Source organism: Caballeronia telluris (assembly GCF_001544495.1).
In the GTDB taxonomy this organism is placed as follows: domain Bacteria; phylum Pseudomonadota; class Gammaproteobacteria; order Burkholderiales; family Burkholderiaceae; genus Caballeronia; species Caballeronia telluris.
The window spans coordinates 52,158-71,631 of sequence record NZ_FCNZ02000013.1 but is presented as its reverse complement, the minus strand read 5'-3'; the positions used below and the strand labels follow the sequence as shown (position 1 = coordinate 71,631).

Sequence of the window (19,474 nt, the reverse complement as noted above, 5' to 3'; positions counted from 1 at the left end):
TGTGCCTTTTCCGGCTGAAAAGGCGGAGGGAAGGACGTTCAGGCCGCCTGCCCGACGGCCGAGCGCCGCGCGCGCCGCTCAAGCGACGCGGAAAGCAGCGTCAGCCCGAACGCGCCGCACGCCATCAGCACGCCGACCCACGGCAGTGCCTCGAGCGGCGCGCCCGCGCTGATCGCGACGCCGCCGAGCCACGCGCCCGTCGCGTTGCCGAGATTGAAGGCGCCTTGATTCAGCGTCGAGGCGAGATTCGGCGCGTCGCTCGCGCGGTTCACGATCAAAATCTGCAGCGGCGGCACGATCGCGAACGCGAGCACGCCCCAGAGGAAAATCGTGATCATCGCGGGGATTTCGAAGCGCATCGTGCCGGCGAAGATGATGAGGATCACCACGATCGCGAGCAGGAACGACAAGAGCGAGCGCAGCACTTTCCAGTCGGCGAGCTTGCCGCCGAGCGTGCTGCCGACCGTCAGTCCGAGCCCGAAGAGCAGCAGCACATACGTGACCGCATGCGGCGAGAAGCCGGTGACGTCTTCGAGAATCGGCGTGATGTAGGTGAAGACCGAGAACAGGCTGGCAGACGCCAGCACGCTGATGCCGAGCACCATCAGCACTTGCGGGTTCTTGAGCACGTCGAATTCGCGCAGGATGCTGGTTTCGCGCATCTCGATGTGCCTCGGCAGGCAGACGGCGAGCGCCCCCGCCGCGACGAGGCCGATCAGCGTCACGACCCAGAACGTCGCGCGCCAGCCGGCCGCCTGGCCGAGCGCGGTGCCGAGCGGCACGCCGAGCACGTTCGCGAGCGTCAGGCCGGTGAACATCAGTGCGATCGCCTGCGCGCGGCGGTTCGGCGCGACGAGGTCGGCCGCGACCACCGAGCCGATGCCGAAGAACGCGCCGTGGCAGAACGCCGTCACGATGCGCGCGCCCATCAGGACCCAGTAGCCCGGCGCGATCGCGCACAGCATGTTGCCGACGATGAACACGCCGATCAGCCCCATCAGCGCCTTCTTGCGCGGCATCTTCGCGGTGATGATGGCGAGGATCGGCGCGCCGATGGTCACGCCGAGCGCATAGCCGGAGACGAGCATGCCGGCGGCGGGAATCGATACATCGAGGTCGCGGGCGACGTTGGGCAAGAGGCCCATGATGACGAATTCGGTCGTGCCGATGCCGAACGCGGCAATGGCGAGAGCGAGAAGAGGCAGGGGCATGGCGGCGAAGGGCGCGGAAGTGTCGTCGCGACGCGCGTTTTCGAAATGAACGACGCCAAGCGTTACGCGATGAATGAAGGAGTGAAGTGTACCGAAGGATGTACGCCGTCGCTGGTGAAAACCCTTAGTTCCGCCGCTCGGGCACGGCGCTCGCGTAAGGGTTATTTTCCGGAAGGGTCCGATGTACGCATGAGTCTTCCCTGCGATGGGTCGCTTGTGAATGGTTCTTTTAATTACGCGATGTCAAAATTCGGATCATTGCGCGTTGACGCGGTGTTGGAAAAGCGCCGCGTTTCAGGAGTCATTCGATGATCGTTTGCCGGAGAGTGCTTCAGGTTCTGTTCGCGGCCGCGACGCTCGTCGCGAGCGTCGCGCATGCGCAAAGCGTCACAGCGGGGCCTGTCGCGACGGTGGCCGGCGCGCTGCAGTTCGTGCAGGAGGGCAGCGCGTACGTCGCGCAGATCGACGGCCAGCCGTTCGATCGCGTGAACAACAACCGCCTGCGCCATTTCGACGACACGTCGGGCGCCCACGAGGCGGTCGCGCGGATGCTGGTCGAGGAGGGCAATGGGCTCGTGCTCTACGACTTTCGCAGGAAACCGCCGGCGGTCGAGCGTATCGGGCGGCGCCTCAGGATCGAGAGCGTCTACTGGCAGCGCGACGAAGCCGTGCTCAGAACCGGCGAGGGCTGGTTCAGGTTCCAGCGCGGGACGCTGACGAAGCTCACGTCGTCGAAGACGATTTATCACTGAGGGTGGATCGACCCCCGCACCTCCAGCACTCTTTCGCCCGCGACGACGTAAATCGCCTCTCCCCGCGCCGAGTCGTTCACTTCGAACCCGCCGGTGAATTCACCGAACGCCGGCAGCACCCCGTTTCGCGCACCGAACCGAAAGCACGGCAGCCGCACCCGGTCCGCTCGCGTCGCGATGCGATAAACCGGATGCTCGTGCCCGCCAAGCGCATACGCGGCGTCCACGGTCTGCGGATGATGGCAAAGCGCCCACGGTCCCATCGCATAGGGCTCGAACACCGTCTCGATGCCGAACGCCGCCGGCAGCGCGCCCGCATGCCGGTCGTGATTGCCTTCGACGAGCAAGAGCCGCAGCGCCCGATGCCGCGCGCGCCAAGCCGACAGCGCGCTCAACGTCTCGTCGGCGTGCGATTCCCGCGCGTGCAACAAGTCGCCGAGAAACACGATCGACTCGGGCCGATGCGTCGCGACGAGCGCATCGAGCCGCGCGAGATTTGCATCGGTCGTCCCGGCCGGCACCGGAATCCCGCGCGCACGGAACACGGCGTCCTTGCCGAAATGCGCGTCGGCGATGAAGAGCGCCTTCAGGAGCGGATCGAACGCCGCGCGCTCGGCCGAGAGCAGCAACGTGTGGCCGGCGACATCGACGGTCAGCGCTTCGGTCGTCATGTGCGCGCCGCCTTTTCCAGATCGGCCAGCATCCGTTCGACGCGATCGGACAGCTTCTCGGTGCTCACCTTCTCGCGCAGTCGTCCGACGATCAGCGGAAACGCGAAGGGCGTCGGTTTCTTCGGATGCGTGAGCGCGAGACGGCTCGCGTTCATCCGTTCGAGCGCCACGCGGATGCGGTCCAGTTCGAGTTCCTGAAGCCGCACTTCGTCCTCGGCCTGCGCGAGCAGCAGGTTATCGGCGTCGTGCTTGCGAAACACTTCGTAGAAGAGCCCGCTCGACGCCTGCAATTGCCGCGCGCTCTTTTGCTGCCCCGGATGTCCCTGATACACGAGCCCCGACACGCGCGCGATCTCGCGAAAGCGCCGCGCCGCGAGTTCGGAGGAATTGAGGCTCGCGAGAATGTCGTGTTCGAGATTCGCGGGCGAAAAGAGTCCGCCTTCCATGAGCGTCTCCCAGTCGAACGGACGCGCCGACAGCAGCTCGAACCCATAGTCGTTCATCGAAATGGAAAACGTGCTCGGCGAATCGCGCGCGACGCGCCAGCCGATCAGCGATCCCAGCCCGATATGCGCGGTGCGTCCGGCGAACGGGTAGCAGAAGAAATGATGTCCCTCGCGCGAACGGATCGCCTCGACGAGCAGCACGCCCGGTCCCGGCAGCGCGGACCATTTCGCCTGCAATTCGAGCAGCGGCCGCACGGCGCGCATTTCGGGTTCGTCGTAGATGCCGGCGTTTGCGCGCGCGAGCATCATGAGCGTTGCGCCCGCGAGTTCCGACGACAGCGGCATGCGGCTGCCGGCCCATTGCGGCATCGCGCCGCGCGAGGAGGTCGCGCGCTTCACGTAGGCGGTCATGTCGCGCACGCGCACGAGTTCGAGCGTGCGGCCGCCGAACGTGAAGACGTCGCCGGGTTTCAGGCGCGAGATGAACGATTCCTCCATCGCGCCGATGCGCCCGCCCGTCAGGTAGGCGACGTTGATGGTCGCGTTCGCCACGATGGTCCCGACGTTGTTGCGATGCCGCCGGATCAGGTCCTCGCGCGGCACGCGATAGACGCCGCCGTCGTCGCGCTCGACGCGGTGATAGTCCGGATACGCCGCGAGCGACGTGCCGCCGCGCTCGACGAAGGCGAGCGCCCAGTCGAATTCCTGCTGCGTCAGGTCGCGATACGCATACGCGTGGCGGACTTCGTCGAAGAGTTCGGACGCCGTGAAGCCGCCGCCGATCGCCACCGTCACGAGATGCTGCACGAGCACGTCGAGCGGTTTGTACGGCATCTCGCGGCCTTCGATGTGCTTTTCCTCGACCGCCCAGCGCGCCGCCGCCGCTTCGACGAGTTCGAGCGCATGCGTCGGCACGATCGTCACGCGCGACACGCGTCCGGGCGCGTGGCCGGAGCGCCCGGCGCGCTGCATCAGGCGCGCGACGCCCTTCGGCGAGCCGATTTGAAACACGCGATCGACCGGCAGGAAATCGACGCCGAGATCGAGGCTCGACGTGCACACGACCGCCTTCAATTGCCCGTTCTTCAGCCCGAGTTCGACCCATTCGCGTACTTCCTGATCGAGCGATCCATGATGCAGCGCGATGAGGCCGGCCCAGTCGGGACGCAGTTCGAGCAGCGCGCGATACCAGATTTCCGATTGAGAGCGCGTGTTGGTGAAGACGAGCGAACTCTGCGCCCGGTCGATTTCATCGGCGACCGGCCCGACCTGCCGCACGCCGAGATGGCCGCCCCACGGAAAGCGCTCGATCGTCTCGGGAATCAGCGTATCGACGATAAGCGTCTTCGGCTGCGCGCCGCGCACGATCACGCGCGGCGTTTTTACCGATGCGAGCAGCGCGTCGTGCGCGAGTTGGGTGTTGCCGAGCGTCGCGGAGAGGCCCCAGACCTGCACTTCGGGCCGCCAGCGGACGAGGCGCGCGAGCGCGAGCTGGGTCTGCGTGCCGCGCTTGTTGCCGAGCAGTTCGTGCCATTCGTCGACGACCACGAGCCGCACGTGCGCGAGTTCCTCGCGTGCGTTGGCGCGCGTGAGCATCAGCGTGAGGCTTTCGGGCGTCGTGACGAGCGCCGACGGCATCCGGCGATTCTGCCGCGCGCGTTCGGCCGATTGCGTGTCGCCGGTGCGCAGGCCGACCGACCACGGCACGGCGAGCGCCGTCACGGCGGCCTGCAACGCGCGCGCGGTATCGGCCGCGAGCGCGCGCATCGGCGTGATCCACAGCACGGTGAGCGGCGCGGGCAGCGCGCGCGCCTTCGGTTCCGCGAACGCCGCGAGCGCGCCGAGCCACACCGCCCATGTCTTGCCGGCGCCGGTCGTCGCGTGAAGCAGGCCGCTCGATCCGTGCGCGATCTCGCGCCACACTTCGCGCTGGAAGTCGAACGGCTGCCAGCCTTTGTCCGCGAACCAGCGTTTCACGCGTTCGTCGAACGGCTTCGCCGCTTCGAGCGGATCGACGCCGAACGGCGCGGGCCGGAACGATCCGGCCGCCGTGGCATCGCTTTTCGCCTGCGCCGCGCGCGTCTTCGGCACGCGTCGCGGACGTGGCGGGCGCGGCCGCCGCTCGCGGGCGTCGTCGGGCGCATTCATGATGCGGTCTCGCCGAGAAAGCCCTTGAGCATGTCGAGCGTGTCGGCGTCGTCGATCTGCTTGTCGGTGCGCCAGCGCAGCATGCGCGGAAAACGCACCGCGATGCCCGACTTGTGGCGCGGGCTCGCCTGAATCCCTTCGAAGCCGATCTCGAAGACGAGCGTCGGCGTGACGCTGCGCACCGGGCCGAACTTCTCGACCGTCGTCTTGCGCACGATTGCATCGACCTGGCGCATTTCCTCGTCGGTGAGGCCCGAATACGCCTTGGCGAACGGCACCAGCGTGCGTACGCCGTCGGCTTCGTCCCAGACCGCGAAGGTGAAATCCGTGTAGAGGCTCGCGCGCCGGCCGTGGCCGCGCTGCGCGTAGAGCAGCACGGCATCGACGGCGTACGGGTCGATCTTCCACTTCCACCATGTCCCCGACGCCTTCGTGCGCCCGACGCCGTACATAGAGTGGCGCGCCTTCAGCATCAGACCTTCGACGCCGCGCGCGCGGCTCTCGTCGCGCAGCGTCGCGAGCGTGTTCCAGTCGTCGGCGGCGACGAGTGGCGAGACGCGCAGCAAGTCCGTCGCAAGCGTCGTGGCGAGGGCATCGAGCCGCGCGCGGCGTGCTTCGAGCGGCGTCGTGCGCAAGTCGATGCCATCGGCTTCGAGCAGATCGTAGGCGAGGAGCGCCGCGGGCGAATCGGCGAGCACCTTCTTCGTCAGCGACTTGCGCGTGATGCGCGGCTGCAGGCGCGCGAACGGCAACGGCGCCGCGCTGCCCGGCTCCCAGGCGAGAATCTCGCCGTCGATCACGGTGCCGTCCGGCAGCGCCGCGCCGAGCGACGCGAGTTCGGGAAAGCGATCCGTGATGAGGTCCTCGCCGCGCGACCACAGCCACACGCGGCCGCCGCGCTTGACGAGCTGCGCGCGAATGCCGTCCCACTTCCATTCGACGAGCCAGTCCGATGGCGCTCCGAGCGTCGCCGGATCGGCTTGCAGCGGATGCGCGAGAAAGAACGGATAGGGCAGACCGAGATCGCTTTCGTGCGGCGCGTCGGCCTCTTCGCCCGCGCGCTCGGGGGCGACGAGCCGCAAATAGCGCGCGGCGCTCGGCGCCTGACGCGAATCGGTCCAGCCGACCATCCGTTGCGCGATGCGCTTGTGATCGACGCCCGCGACCTCGGCGAGCGCGCGCACGACGAGCTGCCGCGCCACGCCGACGCGAAAGCCGCCGCCGATCAGCTTCGTCAGCAGAAAGCGCTCGCTCCAGTTCAGTTCGTCCCAGTAGCCGACGAGCCGCTCGCGCAACTCCGGGGGACTCGCGCCGCGCAAGGTCAGTACGCGATCCTCGATCCACTGCGCGAGCCCGAGTTCGGATTCGCGCGTCGCGGGGGGCAGGATATGCGCGATCGTTTCGGCCAGATCGCCGACCGCCTGATACGACTCCTCGAAGAGCCATTCCGGCAGGCCGGCGCGCTCGCGGGCGAGTTCGGTGAGCACGCGCGTCGGCACCGACTGGCGCGGCTTGCCGCCCGCGAGGAAATACGACGCCCACGCGGCATCCTCGGGCTCGGCCGCCGAGAAGTACGCGGTCAGCGCTTCGAGCTTCTCGTTCGTCGAAGTCGTCGCGTCGAGGGCGGCGTAGAGCGTGGCGAAGCGTTTCATTCTGCGTGGCTCGTCGTGCTCTCGACGGCCGCCGGCGCTTCGGCCGCGTCGGCTTCTATCGCGTCGTCGCCGTATTCTGTCGTGAAGGCGCCTGCTTCGAGGCCCTGTTCGCGCAGCCAGCGCACCATCGGCTCGATCTGGCCGTGCGTGACGATCACGCGTTCTGCACCGGTCGCGCCGATCGCGAGTTGCAGGCCGGGCCAGTCGGCGTGATCGGAGAGCACGAAGCCGCGATCCAGCCCGCGACGCCGCCGCGTGCCGCGCAGGCGCATCCAGCCGGACGCGAAGGCGTCGCTGTAGTCGCCGAAGCGCCGCATCCACGCGCTGCCCTGCGCGGACGGCGGCGCGACGACGAGCGCGCCCTTGAACGCGGCCTTGTCGCGCGCGGCGATCTCGGAGACCGGGCGCGTCGGCGGCAAATGCACGCCGGCCTGCACGTACGCGCGGTTGAGCGGCTCGACGGCGCCGTGGCAGAAGATCGGGCCGATCGCGGCATCGACGCCCGCGAGAATGCGCTGCGCCTTGCCGAACGAATAGCAGAAGAGCACCGACGCGCGTCCCTGCGCCGCGTTGTGCCGCCACCAGGAGTCGATGCCGTCGAACACGGTCTGCGACGGCTCCCAGCGATAGATCGGCAGGCCGAACGTCGATTCGGTGATGAAGGTGTCGCAGCGAACCGGCTCGAACGGCGCGCAGGTGGGATCGGGCTCGACCTTGTAGTCGCCCGAGGCAACCCACACGCGGCCCGCGTGCTCCACGCGCACCTGCGCCGAGCCGAGCACGTGCCCCGCCGGATGCAGCGAGACCGTCACGCCGTTGATCACGATGCGCTCGCCGTAAGGCACGCCCTGCAAGTCGATGCCGGGCAGCCGCGACAAGAGCACGCCGACGCCCGGCTCGGCCGCCAGATAGTGCCGATGGCCGAAGCGCGCATGATCGGCATGCGCATGCGTGATGACGGCGCGTTCGACCGGCCGCCACGGATCGATATAAAAGCGGCCTGCCGGACAGTAAAGCCCTTCCGGACGCGCGACGATCAGGTCAGCCCGTGTGTTCGTGCTTGTGCTTATGTTCGTGTTCAACCTCGCTCCGGCTCGTCCTTCGGATGAGCGTAGTTTGATTCACGCAACAGAGCACATGCCGTGCCCGTCATGAGTCTTTCACGAACCGTCACTAGGGTGTACAAGTTTCACTTAACAAGCGTGCGCATGGAGTGCGCGCGGCCCCGGCTCTTCTCTATGTCGATCGATACTGCGATGATTGCCCCGGCCGCTGCCGAAGCGGTCTGGATCGTGCGGCTGCAAGGCCACGCGCTGTACGACTTCGTGCGCCTGAAGCGCGTCTTCACGGGGCGCGACTCGCGTCATCAGGTCGTGCTGGTCGACGTCAAGCGGCTTCTCGAATGCGCCGATCGCGACGAGACCGACTATGTGCTCACGGCCGTCAGCGACTGGCATGCGGGCAAGGTAAAAGGAATCCGCGAATTCCTCGATCCCGACAATCCGCGCGTGCCCGAAATGCCTTATGTGACGATCTCGGCGCGGCGCGCGCCGGGGCTCCTAGGGCTCATCGGCGTGCACCGGGAGGGCGTGGTGTCGTTCCGGAACGGCCAGCATCGCGCGCGCTATCTCGCGCACGCGGGCGCGCTGTGCATGCCGGTGGAAGTGCACGAGCGCGAAGCCGAACTGCTGCGCCAGATGTGCGCGGCGTCGGGCGAGGCGTCGTCGGAATACGGGGATATCTGAGTTCGCGCGGGCCGAAAGCGCCTCAGCCGTCGACCACGTTGGTCGGCGCGCCGTCCTGCCACGCCCTGACGTTGCCGAGCGTCGTCGTGGCGATTTCGAGCAGCGCCTCGCGCGTGAAGAACGCCTGGTGCGACGTGGCGATCACGTTCGGAAACATCAGGAGGCGCGCGAGCACGTCGTCCTGCAGGAGACGGTTCGAGTGGTCCTCGAAGAAGAGGCCGCCTTCTTCCTCGTAGACGTCGAGCCCGAGATGGCCCAGCTGGCCGCTCTTCAATGCACCGGCCAGCGCATTGCTTTCGACGAGCCCGCCGCGCCCGGTGTTGATCAGCATCGCACCGCGCTTCATCTTGCCGAGCGCGCGTTCGTCGATGAGGTGATACGTCGCCGGCAAGAGCGGACAGCGAGCGGCACGTAGCGCGCGCCGCGTGCGAGCAGGTCCTCGGCGGGCGTGCCGGGATCGTACGCCAGCACGTTCATGCCGAAACCCGCCATGATGCCGCCGAACACACGGCCGATCCGATCATGCGGGTCGGCATACCGGGAATCCGTCAGTGAGTGGACCGGTCCGCCAGCGGCATGGCGTGCCCCGCGCTTGCGGTCGAAATCGGCATGAAGCCGGGCACGTGGGTCAACACCGCGTCCGGGCGTTCGACGCCGCCGTTCACCTGCGGCGCGAGCTTGGCGAGCGTGTAATCGATGAAAAAGCGCGTCTTGGCGGGCAGGTACTGGCGTCCGGGATAGACCACCGAAACCTTCATGTCGGGATCGTCGATTGCGTAGTCGGGCAGGACCCGCACGAGCGTTCCGGCATCGAGGTCGGCTCTGACGAGGCCTTCCGGAAGGACGGAGAAACCCATGCCCGCGAGCGTCGCGAGGCGCACCATCAGCGCGTTGTTGACCGTGTAGACCGGCGCGAGCGTGACCTGATCGGAGGCGCCGTGGCGATGGCGAAAATGCCAGGTGGAACTGCGGATTTCGTTGGGCAGCGCGACCGACGGATACGCCTGCAGGTCGACGGGCGCGCGCGGCGTGCCGTGCTCGGCGAGGTAGGCGGGCGTGGCGACCGGAATCAGCGGGTTGGTCGCGACCGGACGTTCGACGAGCGCGGTGCTTGTCACCATGAAGGCGGTGACGATGCCGACGTCGAAGCCGTCTTCCACCAGATCGACGTGGCGTTCGGCCAGCGTGAGCCGCACGTTGACCCTGGGATAGAGCTTGCGGAAGCCGTCGATGAGCGGTGTCAGCGTGAGCAGCGACAGCGAACTCGACGCCACGACGCGCAAGGTGCCGCTCGGTTCGCCTTCGGTGTGCGCGAGCGCGGATTCCAGATTGTCCAGTTCTTCCAGCAGGGCGCGGCAGCCTTCCAGATAGCGCGTGCCGGCTTCGGTGAGCGAAAGATTACGCGTGGTGCGGTTGATGAGACGCGTGCGCAGGTGCGCTTCGAGCATGGCGATCGATCGGGTGACTAACGCATTCGATACGTCGAGTTGTTGTGCTGCGCGTCGGAAACTTTCAGTCTCGGAGACGCGGACGAAGACTCGCATGGCATGAATCTGATTCATCACTATGACCCTCGGAAGATGTGTCGATTTATCCGATGCAAAACGTCGACCTCGATACAGCGGATTTTTAGAGACCCGCAAGGAAATAATATTGACAGCCGGTTCAAATTACAATATTTAATTTCTTCACGGTATTTCGTACGGGTTCTTAATACTTGTATGCTAGCGACCGGAATTCACTGACCACGGCGGCGAAATGCACGTGTAAAAATGACCAGAGAGGGCCGGTGACGATTTTGCAGAACGCGAAGTATTCTTGGAATGTTGCGCCAGCGGCTTGGTAAGCAAGGCGCTGCTGGATTTGCAGTTTGCGCCATTTGTTATTCTATAAATGCTTAGTCGTAAATCTGAGAATAGTTGTCAAGTGTGTACCGTTTCGCGTTTCGCTTTATGGAAGCTAAACTCTGATTCGGAAATTGCAACCTGTTATCGCAGAACGGGTGCCAATGTCGTGTAAACAACTGTACGAATCTCGTCCTATCCGGAATAAAGCCGTTTATTTCGCAGAGAAAGAGATAATCCATGCTCTGGCAGTTGCTCGCCGCTCAGCCTGAAATCGCGCTGTTCGCCAGTCTGGCGATCGGTTATCTCATCGGCTCCGTGAAGATCGGCCCGATCCAGCTCGGCGGCGTCTGCGGCACGCTGATCGTCGCGCTGATCCTCGGGCAAAGCGGCGCGCGCATTTCTCCCGATCTGAAAAACATCGCCTTCGCGCTTTTCATCTTCGCGCTCGGCTTCACGGGCGGCCCGCAGTTCTTCGCCAACATCGGCCGGGGCTGGCGCTACGGCATCCTGTCGATCGTCGAGATGGTCGTCGTGATCGGGCTCGTGCTCGGCGCCGTCGCGATGTTCAAGCTCGACCAGGGCACCGCCGCCGGCCTGCTCGCGGGCGCCGCGACCGAATCGGCGGTGGTCGGCACCGCGTCCGAGGCGATCGGCCGGCTCGGCCTTTCCGCCGCCGACACCGCGCGCCTGCAGGCGAACATCGTCACCGCGTACAGCGTGAGCTACCTGTTCGGGCTCGTCACGATCGTGCTGTTCACGAGCCAATTCGCGCCGCTCCTCTTGCGCGTGAACCTGCGCGAGGAGTCCGAGCGGCTGTGGCGCAAGCTCGGCGGCGACGGCGCCCTCGCGGAAGGCCAGAGCCTCGCCGCGCCGCCGCTCGTCGGGCGCGAAGTGAAGGTGATCGGCGCGGCGGGGCAGACCATCGGCGAACTCGAAGCGCGCTACGGCCACAACATCAGCGTGCAGCGCGTGACGCGCAGCCGCTCGGTGATCCGCGCGCAGCCGGCCGTCGTGCTGAAACCGGGCGATCGCATCCTGATCGGCGGACGGCGCGAAGCGGTCGTGCAGGCGATCCCCGCCATCGGCGAGGAAGTGTTCGGCGCGGATGTCGCCGATGCCTACGCCGACAAGCTCGACGTCATGCTCACGCATCGCGGCGTGCACGGCTTAACGGTCGCACAGGTGCGCGAGCGCGCGTCGCCCGCGGACGCGCGCGGCGTCTTCATCTCGGCGGTCACGCGGCTCGACAGCACGATTCCCGCGCTGCCCGGCACGGAATTGCATCGCGGCGACGTGCTGACGCTCGTCGGGGCGCGGGAAGACGTGGCGCGCGGCGCGGCGAAGCTCGGCTACGTCGTGCGCGCGACGCAGAAGACCGACTTCGTGTTCCTCGGCCTCGGCGTGCTCGTCGGCATTGCGCTCGGGCGGCTCTCCGCGCGGATGGGCGGCATCGACGTGACGCTCGGCACGGGCGGCGGGTGTCTCCTCGCCGGGCTGCTGTTCGGCTGGATCCGCTCGCGCTATCCGCTGATCGGCTCGCTGCCCTCGGCGGCCGCGCAGATATTGAAGGACTTCGGCCTCTGCACGTTCATCGCGGCGGTCGGGCTGTCGGCGGGCGCCGACGCCGTGCGCCTGATCCGCGAATACGGCGTCGCGCTGCCGGTCGCGGGGGTCGTCATCACGCTCGGGCCGGCGCTCGTCTCGCTGTTCGTCGGACGGTTCCTGCTGAAGCTCGAAGTGCCGATGCTGCTCGGTGCGATCGCCGGACAGCAGTGCAGCACGCCGGCGATCAGTGCGCTCGTCGGCGTGACCGGCAACTCGACGCCCGTCATCGGCTACACGATCACCTACGCGCTCTCGAACGTGCTGCTGCCGCTGATGGGCCCGCTGATCGTCGGCCTCGCGGGCAAGTTCGGCTAGGGCGGCGCCCACCACCATAAAGGGACCCGATGGACTGGCTACACCAGATCGTCCAGAAGTCGCCGGAAGTGGCGCTTTTCCTGTCGCTCGCGATCGGCTACCTGATCGGCCAGATCAACTTCGGCAAGTTCCAGCTCGGCGGCGTGGGCGGATCGCTGCTCGCGGCGGTCGTGATCAGCCAGGTGGGCGTGCAGATCGACAACGGCGTCAAATCCGTGATGTTCGCCGTCTTCATCTACGCGGTCGGGTACGACTCGGGCCCGCAGTTCTTCAACTCGCTCAATCGGCGCACGCTGCGCGAGATCGCGATGGCCGTGTTTCTTGCCGCGACCGCGCTCGTCACGGTGATCGTCTGCGCGCGGCTTTTCGGGCTGAACAAGGGTCTCGCGGCGGGGCTCGCGGGCGGCGCGCTCACGCAGTCGGCGATCATCGGCACGGCCGGCGACGCCATCGCGCGGCTCGGCCTGCCGGCGGCGGAAACGAAGGCGCTGCAGTCGGATGTCGCGATTGCCTACGCCGTCACCTACGTGTTCGGCTCGCTCGGCGCGATCATCGTGTGTGTGAACATCCTGCCGAAGTTCATGGGCCAGAACCTGCACGACGCCGCGCTCGACGCCGAGAAGGCGCTGGCCGGCACGGGCGGTAGCGGGCCGGGCGCGGGGCAGACGTCGACGTTGCCGGTGCTCGTCGGGCGCGCGTTTCGCGTGCTCGGCGGCGGTGGACGCACCGTCGCGCAGATCGAGACGGCGGAGCAGGACATGATCACGATCGAGCGCATCCGGCGCGCGGGCAAGCCGCTCGAACCGCGTCCGGACGTGATGCTCGAAGCCGGCGACATCGTGCTCGTCGTCGGGCGCCGGGAAGTGATGGTCGCGGCGGCGTCGCAACTCGGCGAGGAAGTCGGCGACACCGACGGCATCAGCCTCGTCATGCAGCGCCGCCAGGGCGTGTTCACGCGCCGCGGCATGAATCACACGACGATCGCGGCGGTGCGCGCGAGCGTCGACCGCGAATTGCGGCATGGCGTCTATATCCACGAGATCCGGCGCGTGGACCGGCCGCTGCCGGTGCTGCCCGAAACCGAACTCGAACACGGCGACGTGATCACGTTCTTCGGGTCGCCGCAGGACACCAGACGCGCCGTCGATGCCGCCGGCTACGAGCTGCCGTACACCAACAAGACCGACTTCATCTACATGGGCGTCGGCATCGTGGTGGGATTGCTGATCGGCCTCGTCGTGGTGAACCTGGGCGGCATTCCGCTCACGCTCGGCTCGGGCGGCGGGTGCCTGCTCGCAGGGCTCGTGTTCGGCTGGATGCGCGGCAAGCATCCGATGTACGGTGTGATGCCGCCGGCGGCCTCGCAACTGCTCAAGGATTTCGGGCTGGCCGCGTTCGTCGCGGTGGTTGGGATCAACTCGGGACTGCAGGCGGTCGTGACGGTCAAGGAGAGCGGCCTCACGATCTTCCTGCTCGGCGTGTTCGTCACGCTGTTTCCGCTCTTGCTGACGATGCTGTTCGGCCGCTACGTGCTGCGCTACGACAACGCCGCGCTGCTCGCCGGCGCGCTTACCGGTTCGCGCAGCGCGAATCCGGCATTCGGCGCCGTGCTCGACAAAGCCGCGAGCGGCGTGCCGACGGTGCCGTTCGCGATCACCTATGCGCTCGCGAACGTCCTTTTGACGCTGCTCGGGCCGCTCGTCGTCGGGCTGCTTTGAACGCTTCGCGACGATCCGGGGAACCCGCGGCGCCCGCGCGGACCGAAGTACGATAGTGCTTCGAGGAGAACGCGATGACCCAATCGATTGAAACCGTAGCCTTGCCGACCGGCGAGGCGATTCCGAAGCTCGGCCAGGGCACCTGGGGAATGGGCGAACGCGCGGGCGCGCGCCGGGACGAGATCGCCGCGTTGCGCGCGGGCGTCGAACTCGGCATGACGCTCATCGACACCGCCGAGATGTACGGCGACGGCGAAAGCGAAAAGCTGATCGCCGAAGCGCTCGGCAGCCTGCGCGACGACATTTTCATCGTGAGCAAGGTGTATCCGCACAACGCCAGCGAGCGCGGCGTGCAGGCGGCGTGCGAGCGCAGTCTGAAGCGCCTGAACACCGACCGCATCGAACTGTATTTGCTGCACTGGCGCGGCGGCGAGGATCTCGAAGGCGCGGTGGCCGGCTTCGAAAAGTTGAAGCGCGACGGCAAGATCCGTCACTGGGGCGTGAGCAACTTCGACACCGACGACATGGAGGAACTCTTCGCGCTCGACGACGGCAACGCGTGCGCGACCGACCAGATTCTCTACAACGTCGCGCGTCGCGGGCCGGAATTCGACCTGCTGCCGTGGCTGCGCGAACGCGGTCTCCCGGCGATGGCGTACAGCCCCGTCGATCACGCACGGCTGCCGAAGAAAAGCGTGCTGAACGACATCGCGGCGGCGCGCGGCGTGTCGATGTTCCAGATTGCGCTCGCGTGGGTGCTTCAGCAGCCCGGCGTCTGCTCGATTCCGAAGGCGTCGAACGTGGCGCATGTGAAGGAGAACCGCGCGGCGGCGGATCTCGCGCTCACCCCGGACGAACTCGCGCAGATCGACAGCCACTTCAGGCCGCCGAAACACAAACAGCATCTGGAAATGCTCTGACGCGGCGGGTTCCCCGGCGCGGCCGAATGTCATGTAACGCACCGACGCGACGCTCGGCCGGGTGTCTGATGGACGTGTCCCGGCAGACGAGCGCTCGCCGCTTGCATGCGGACGTCAACGCCGCACGCGCGTGCGGCGACACCATCGGCTCGTCGTGCGGGCCGCAGCCAGGAGCGATCGATGTTGAACCGCCTCATCCGAGCAAGCGCGCATCAGAGCGGCACCGCGCTGTGCGCGGATTTCGATCGCGATACCGGCCGGCTGCGCGTCTTCGAGAACGGTGCGCTGCGCTTCGAATGGTTTCCGCCGCATTCGTGGTTCATGATCGCGTCGGCGGCGGGCTTCAGCAAATGGGGCTGCCACCCGGGCGAACCGGAACTCGAAGCGGTGCTGCGCGACGTGCTCTCGCGGAAGCCCTGGGTCGAAGGCGCCGCGAACCGATCCGGCGCGATGCGCGCGTAATAGGCAGAAAAGCGTGCAAAAACGCGTGCAGAAACGCTCAGAAACGGCGAGTGTCGTGGCGCGAGCATGAAACCCGCGTGACACCGATGTGAAAGCGTGCCCCGTTGCGGGCGCGCTTTTTTTACGACCGGTGACCTTCGCCCGGTCCGCGACGCGGTCCGGAAGAGCGTTCGCCCTCGCCATGCGGAGTGTCGTGGGTGCGCCGGTTGGTCGGCGGCTTGCCGGTGTCGGGCTGGATCGTCGAGATGGCGTGCTTGTAGACGACCTGCACGCCGGTCGGCGCGCGCAGGATCACGACGTGCCGGTCGAACGATTCGATGTAGCCGACGAGCCGGATTCCGTTGACGAGAAAGACCGCCACACGCACTTTTTCCTCGCGTGCGGCAGTGAGCAGGTCATATTGAGGTTCGTCGGGTTTCTGAACCATTGCGTTCACCTGATATTTGGATGTGTTGTTGTCGATCTCGATGCCGGCGAACGTGTCCGGCTCGCTGCCAACGACAGCGTAGCCGACCTCGGTTCTTTCGCGCGGGCCGTTTCCATCAGGGTATCTCAATGCTGCCCGCGCGGCTCGCGCTCCTCGCTCGAATTTGACGTTCGATTCGAGGTCCGCCGCAACGTTCGCTTTTGTCTTCGGTTTCTTTGTGCAGCTCGCGTGCCGCCGTTGTCGCGCGCCATCCTGAGGAGCGCGATGTGATTCTGACGGCGTCGCGTCGGTTTCGCTCCAATAGTTTCACCGACACAAATCCATGTCCAGCACGGCCCGCACGCAGCGCATTCGTGTGAGGGATCGGCTGCGTCGCCGGCCCGCGCGACGACGTCCACTTTTTCCGGATGCTTCGATCTGCGAAACTGGCGCGGCTCGCCTCGCCCGTTCGACGCTGCACGCCGGGCACGCGGCAAAAAAAACGCTCGCGGGAGCGAGCGCTTTGATCGTCGATGGCGGGGCGATCAGGCCGTGGCCGGCCCGCCGACGCCGCGTCCGGTTCGCATGTACAGCGCGACCGACAGTGCGACGGCCAGCGCCGCCGCCACGGCGGCGAACAGGAACACCGAGCCATAGCCGAACTCGCCCGCGATGTAGCCCGCAAGCGGCCCGGTCAGTCCGAGCGACAAGTCGAGGAACACCGAATACGCCGAGAGCGCCGCGCCACGGCTCGTGGGCGGAACGAGCCCGACCGCCTCGACGCCCAGCGCCGGGAACACGAGCGCGAAGCCGAAGCCGGTGAGCGCGGCGCCCGCGAGCGCGAAGGTCGGATCGGCGGAGAGCCACAGCATCAGCAAGCCCGCGCATTCGAACGCGAACGAGACGATCGCGACGCGAAAGCCGCCGTAGGTCTTGATCGTGTTCGCGAACAGGAGGCGCGCGCCGACGAACATCGTGCCGAACACCGTGAGCGAGAGCGCCGCGTTCGGCCAGTTGTGCGCGGCGTAGAAGAGGGTGATGAACGTCGCGATCGAACCGAAGCCCGCCGAGCCGAGCGCGAGACCGAGTCCGTGCGGCAGCACGCGGAAGAAGACGCTGCGGTACGACATGCGCTCGCCGTGCACGACCGGAACGGGCGCCATGCGCGTCGCGAGCCAGTAGCCGAGCGCGCCGAGCGCGATCACGAGAAAGCCGAGCGACGCGAAGCCGATTGAATGGTCGAGGAACACGCCGAGCGGCGCGCCGATCGCAAGCGCGCCATAGGTGGCGATGCCGTTCCAGGAAATGACCTTCGCGTTGTTCGATACCCCGACGCGCCCGATGCCCCACGTGATCGACCCAGTGCCGACCCAGCTTTCACCGAAACCGAGCACGAGCCGCCCGAGGATCAGCAACACGAGGCTGACCGCGTGCCACTGCGCCGCCAGCGCCGAGCCCAGCAGCAACACGCCGCTCGCCGCGCACGCCATGAGGCCGTAGAGCACCGTCTTCTTCGGCCCGAGCGTATCGGCGGTGCGGCCGGCAAGCGGACGCGAGGCGAGCGTCGCGAAGTACTGGACGCTGATCGCCGCGCCCGCCATCACCGAGCCGAAGCCGAGGTCCGTGTGCACGAAACCGGGCAGCACCGCGAGCGGGATGCCGATGGTCAGGTAGCACAGGAAGGTGAAGACGACGACGGACACGATGCGTCCGGTAATGGCGAGGTCGCTGGGACGCGTGGTGGAAGAATGGGTGGACATTGGGGTAACTGCGGGTTGAATTCGGCCGGGAGTCGTGATTCTCCCATATGTTGCAGTGCAGCGTCCGCCAAGTTTTGTAACCAGACGGATCAAATCCCGCCTTTGCGCGCTATCGGCGCGCGCCGCAAACCCTTGATCCAAAAGGCTTCCCGATAATATTGGGACAGGAATATGTCGTTCATCCTGGGCCGGCTATGGGTTGTCGTTTTTGTCGATGATAGTTTTCCGACCATCGCACAGGCTGCGCGAGCCCCGCGCAACCAGCATCGAGCCCAGAGACCCACAATGAGCCAGCCGATTCGCTTCTACCACCGCAACGCGATCCGCGAAGTGAGCGACGCATCGACGACCCGCACGGTCCTTCAATACTTGCGCGAGGACGCGCGCTGCACCGGCACCAAGGAAGGCTGCGCGGAAGGCGACTGCGGCGCGTGCACCGTCGTGATCGGCGAGGCGGATTCCAACGGCGGCGTCGCGTTCAAGGCGGTGAACGCGTGCATTCAGTTTCTGCCGACGCTCGACGGCAAAGCGCTCTTCACCGTCGAAGACCTGCGTCAGCCGGATGGCTCGCTACATCCGGTGCAGCAGTCGCTCGTCGATTGCCACGGGTCGCAGTGCGGTTTCTGCACGCCGGGCTTCGTGATGTCGATGTGGGCGCTCTACGAAAAGCACGGTCATGCGACGAGTCCGTGCGCCGCGAAGTCGGCGCCGTCGCGCGAGGAAATCAACAACGCGCTGACCGGCAACCTGTGCCGCTGCACGGGATACAAGCCGATCGTCGACGCCGCCGAAAAGATGTTCGACGCACCCGCGCCGCTCGCACCGGTCGACGTGACGGCGCTCGCGCAGAAGCTCGCCGGCATCCGGCGCGACGACACCTTCCACTACGAGCACGCCGGCCGCCGCTTCGACGCGCCGCGCACGATCGAGGCGCTCGCGCAACTCAAGGCCGAGCGGCCGGAAGCGCGCATCCTGGCGGGCAGCACGGACGTCGGCCTGTGGGTGACGAAGCAACTGCGCGATCTCGGCGACATCGTCTACGTCGGGCAGATCGAGACGTTGCAGCGCTGCGAGACGAACGACCCGTGGATCGAGATCGGCGCGGGCGTGACCGTCGAGCGCGCGTATGCGGAACTCGCGAAGCAGTATCCCGAACTCGCCGAGATGTGGCAGCGCTTCGCCTCCCTGCCGATCCGCAATGCCGGGACGATCGGCGGCAACGTCGCGAACGGCTCGCCGATCGGCGATTCGATGCCCGGCCTGATCGCGCTCGGCGCGCGCGTCGTGCTTTTCGGCGCGAACGGCGAGCGCGAGATGCCGCTCGAAGACCTCTACCTCGCGTATCAGAAGAAGGACATGGCGGAGCACGAATTCGTCGCCGGCCTGAAGGTGCCGACGCGCAGCGGCGCGCGCGCGAAGCTGCAGTTCCGCACCTACAAGCTCTCCAAGCGCTTCGACTCCGACATTTCCGCCGTGTGCGCCGCGTTCTCGTTCATCGCCGATGGCGACACGATCCGCGAGCCGCGCATCGCGTTCGGTGGCATGGCCGCGACGCCCAAGCGCGCGAGCCACGCCGAAAGCGTCCTCGCCGGCGCGCAATGGCACGAAGCCACCGCCCAGGCCGCGATGGTCGCGCTGGGCCGCGATTACGCGCCGCTCACCGACATGCGCGCGAGCAGCCACTACCGGTTCGATACGGCGAAGAGCCTGATCTACCGGTTCTGGCTCGAGACGCGTCCGCATGATCCGCTGCCGAAGCACGCGCTCGATGTGCGCGCCATTCAACTGGTCGAAGTGCAGTAAGAGGAAACCGACA

General features: G+C 66.7%; 15 protein-coding genes and 1 pseudogene. 7 read left to right on the top strand and 9 right to left on the bottom strand.

Annotated features, from left to right (window positions below):
• Positions 1-38: 38 nt before the first annotated feature.
• On the bottom strand, positions 39-1,211 hold the full coding sequence (locus AWB66_RS17925; protein ID WP_087631527.1) for an MFS transporter: 1,173 nt from the start codon (positions 1,209-1,211) through the stop codon (positions 39-41).
• Positions 1,212-1,537: 326 nt separating this feature from the next.
• On the opposite strand from AWB66_RS17925, the gene AWB66_RS17920 reads away from it, so the two are divergent.
• Positions 1,538-1,963, top strand: coding sequence for a hypothetical protein (locus tag AWB66_RS17920; RefSeq protein WP_235021155.1), 426 nt, complete (start codon positions 1,538-1,540; stop codon positions 1,961-1,963).
• Here the strand turns inward: AWB66_RS17920 and pdeM are convergent.
• Genes pdeM through AWB66_RS17900 form a run of 4 tightly spaced genes read right to left on the bottom strand, consistent with a single transcriptional unit; the run spans position 1,957 to position 7,962 of the window.
• Entirely contained in the window at positions 1,957-2,634 is a 678-nt protein-coding gene (gene pdeM / locus AWB66_RS17915; protein ID WP_087631525.1) for a ligase-associated DNA damage response endonuclease PdeM, read from the bottom strand. The two genes, AWB66_RS17920 and pdeM, sit on opposite strands and share 7 nt — an antisense overlap.
• Positions 2,631-5,228 (bottom strand): ligase-associated DNA damage response DEXH box helicase, encoded by a 2,598-nt coding sequence (locus AWB66_RS17910; protein WP_087631524.1) that lies wholly within the window; start codon positions 5,226-5,228, stop codon positions 2,631-2,633. Before AWB66_RS17910 ends, pdeM begins: the two co-directional genes overlap by 4 nt.
• A complete protein-coding gene (locus tag AWB66_RS17905) occupies positions 5,225-6,880 on the bottom strand; it encodes an ATP-dependent DNA ligase (protein ID WP_087631523.1) in 1,656 nt (551 codons plus the stop codon). The genes AWB66_RS17910 and AWB66_RS17905 overlap by 4 nt, the downstream gene beginning before the upstream one ends.
• Entirely contained in the window at positions 6,877-7,962 is a 1,086-nt protein-coding gene (locus AWB66_RS17900) for a ligase-associated DNA damage response exonuclease (protein WP_235021154.1), read from the bottom strand. The genes AWB66_RS17905 and AWB66_RS17900 overlap by 4 nt, the downstream gene beginning before the upstream one ends.
• 156 nt (positions 7,963-8,118) lie before the next feature.
• Between AWB66_RS17900 and AWB66_RS17895 the strand changes: the two genes are divergently transcribed.
• Positions 8,119-8,625, top strand: coding sequence for a plasmid fertility inhibition factor family protein (locus tag AWB66_RS17895; RefSeq protein WP_087631522.1), 507 nt, complete (start codon positions 8,119-8,121; stop codon positions 8,623-8,625).
• Between the two features lie 22 nt (positions 8,626-8,647).
• On the opposite strand, the pseudogene AWB66_RS17890 reads toward AWB66_RS17895, so the two are convergent.
• Both AWB66_RS17890 and AWB66_RS17885 read right to left on the bottom strand, forming a co-directional pair.
• Positions 8,648-9,141 (bottom strand): annotated as a pseudogene (locus tag AWB66_RS17890) (NAD(P)-dependent oxidoreductase); the annotation flags it as partial.
• A gap of 32 nt (positions 9,142-9,173) precedes the next feature.
• The gene (locus tag AWB66_RS17885) at positions 9,174-10,187 is read right to left on the bottom strand and encodes a LysR family transcriptional regulator (RefSeq protein ID WP_087631521.1); all 1,014 of its coding nucleotides are present in this window, start codon (positions 10,185-10,187) and stop codon (positions 9,174-9,176) included.
• Between the two features lie 522 nt (positions 10,188-10,709).
• On the opposite strand from AWB66_RS17885, the gene aspT (AWB66_RS17880) reads away from it, so the two are divergent.
• The 4 genes from aspT (AWB66_RS17880) (at position 10,710) to AWB66_RS17865 (ending at position 15,492) form a co-directional block, all read left to right on the top strand.
• On the top strand, positions 10,710-12,392 hold the full coding sequence (aspT, locus tag AWB66_RS17880; RefSeq protein WP_087631520.1) for an aspartate-alanine antiporter: 1,683 nt from the start codon (positions 10,710-10,712) through the stop codon (positions 12,390-12,392).
• 29 nt (positions 12,393-12,421) lie between these two features.
• Complete coding sequence (aspT, locus tag AWB66_RS17875) at positions 12,422-14,110, top strand: aspartate-alanine antiporter (protein WP_087631519.1); 1,689 nt, start codon at positions 12,422-12,424, stop codon at positions 14,108-14,110.
• Between the two features lie 74 nt (positions 14,111-14,184).
• Positions 14,185-15,030: an aldo/keto reductase gene (locus AWB66_RS17870; protein WP_087631518.1), complete on the top strand. Its 846-nt coding sequence runs from the start codon at positions 14,185-14,187 to the stop codon at positions 15,028-15,030.
• A gap of 180 nt (positions 15,031-15,210) precedes the next feature.
• Entirely contained in the window at positions 15,211-15,492 is a 282-nt protein-coding gene (locus AWB66_RS17865; RefSeq protein ID WP_200819009.1) for a hypothetical protein, read from the top strand.
• Positions 15,493-15,613: 121 nt separating this feature from the next.
• Here AWB66_RS17865 and hfq read toward each other — a convergent pair whose 3' ends face one another.
• Both hfq and AWB66_RS17855 read right to left on the bottom strand, forming a co-directional pair.
• Entirely contained in the window at positions 15,614-15,919 is a 306-nt protein-coding gene (gene hfq, locus AWB66_RS17860) for an RNA chaperone Hfq (protein WP_087631638.1), read from the bottom strand.
• 524 nt (positions 15,920-16,443) lie between these two features.
• Positions 16,444-17,658, bottom strand: coding sequence for an MFS transporter (locus AWB66_RS17855; protein WP_087631517.1), 1,215 nt, complete (start codon positions 17,656-17,658; stop codon positions 16,444-16,446).
• Between the two features lie 285 nt (positions 17,659-17,943).
• Between AWB66_RS17855 and xdhA the strand changes: the two genes are divergently transcribed.
• The gene (xdhA, locus tag AWB66_RS17850) at positions 17,944-19,461 is read left to right on the top strand and encodes a xanthine dehydrogenase small subunit (protein ID WP_087631516.1); all 1,518 of its coding nucleotides are present in this window, start codon (positions 17,944-17,946) and stop codon (positions 19,459-19,461) included.
• The last annotated feature ends 13 nt before the right edge of the window (positions 19,462-19,474 follow it).

Coding starts and splice junctions, on each gene's coding strand:
- AWB66_RS17925 (WP_087631527.1), bottom strand. CDS start 1,211: ATGCCCCTGCCTCTTCTCGCTCTCGCCATTGCCGCGTTCGGCATCGGC.
- pdeM (WP_087631525.1), bottom strand. CDS start 2,634: ATGACGACCGAAGCGCTGACCGTCGATGTCGCCGGCCACACGTTGCTG.
- AWB66_RS17910 (WP_087631524.1), bottom strand. CDS start 5,228: ATGAATGCGCCCGACGACGCCCGCGAGCGGCGGCCGCGCCCGCCACGT.
- AWB66_RS17905 (WP_087631523.1), bottom strand. CDS start 6,880: ATGAAACGCTTCGCCACGCTCTACGCCGCCCTCGACGCGACGACTTCG.
- AWB66_RS17895 (WP_087631522.1), top strand. CDS start 8,119: ATGTCGATCGATACTGCGATGATTGCCCCGGCCGCTGCCGAAGCGGTC.
- AWB66_RS17885 (WP_087631521.1), bottom strand. CDS start 10,187: ATGAATCAGATTCATGCCATGCGAGTCTTCGTCCGCGTCTCCGAGACT.
- aspT (WP_087631520.1), top strand. CDS start 10,710: ATGCTCTGGCAGTTGCTCGCCGCTCAGCCTGAAATCGCGCTGTTCGCC.
- aspT (WP_087631519.1), top strand. CDS start 12,422: ATGGACTGGCTACACCAGATCGTCCAGAAGTCGCCGGAAGTGGCGCTT.
- AWB66_RS17870 (WP_087631518.1), top strand. CDS start 14,185: ATGACCCAATCGATTGAAACCGTAGCCTTGCCGACCGGCGAGGCGATT.
- AWB66_RS17865 (WP_200819009.1), top strand. CDS start 15,211: ATGTTGAACCGCCTCATCCGAGCAAGCGCGCATCAGAGCGGCACCGCG.
- hfq (WP_087631638.1), bottom strand. CDS start 15,919: ATGGTTCAGAAACCCGACGAACCTCAATATGACCTGCTCACTGCCGCA.
- AWB66_RS17855 (WP_087631517.1), bottom strand. CDS start 17,658: ATGTCCACCCATTCTTCCACCACGCGTCCCAGCGACCTCGCCATTACC.
- xdhA (WP_087631516.1), top strand. CDS start 17,944: ATGAGCCAGCCGATTCGCTTCTACCACCGCAACGCGATCCGCGAAGTG.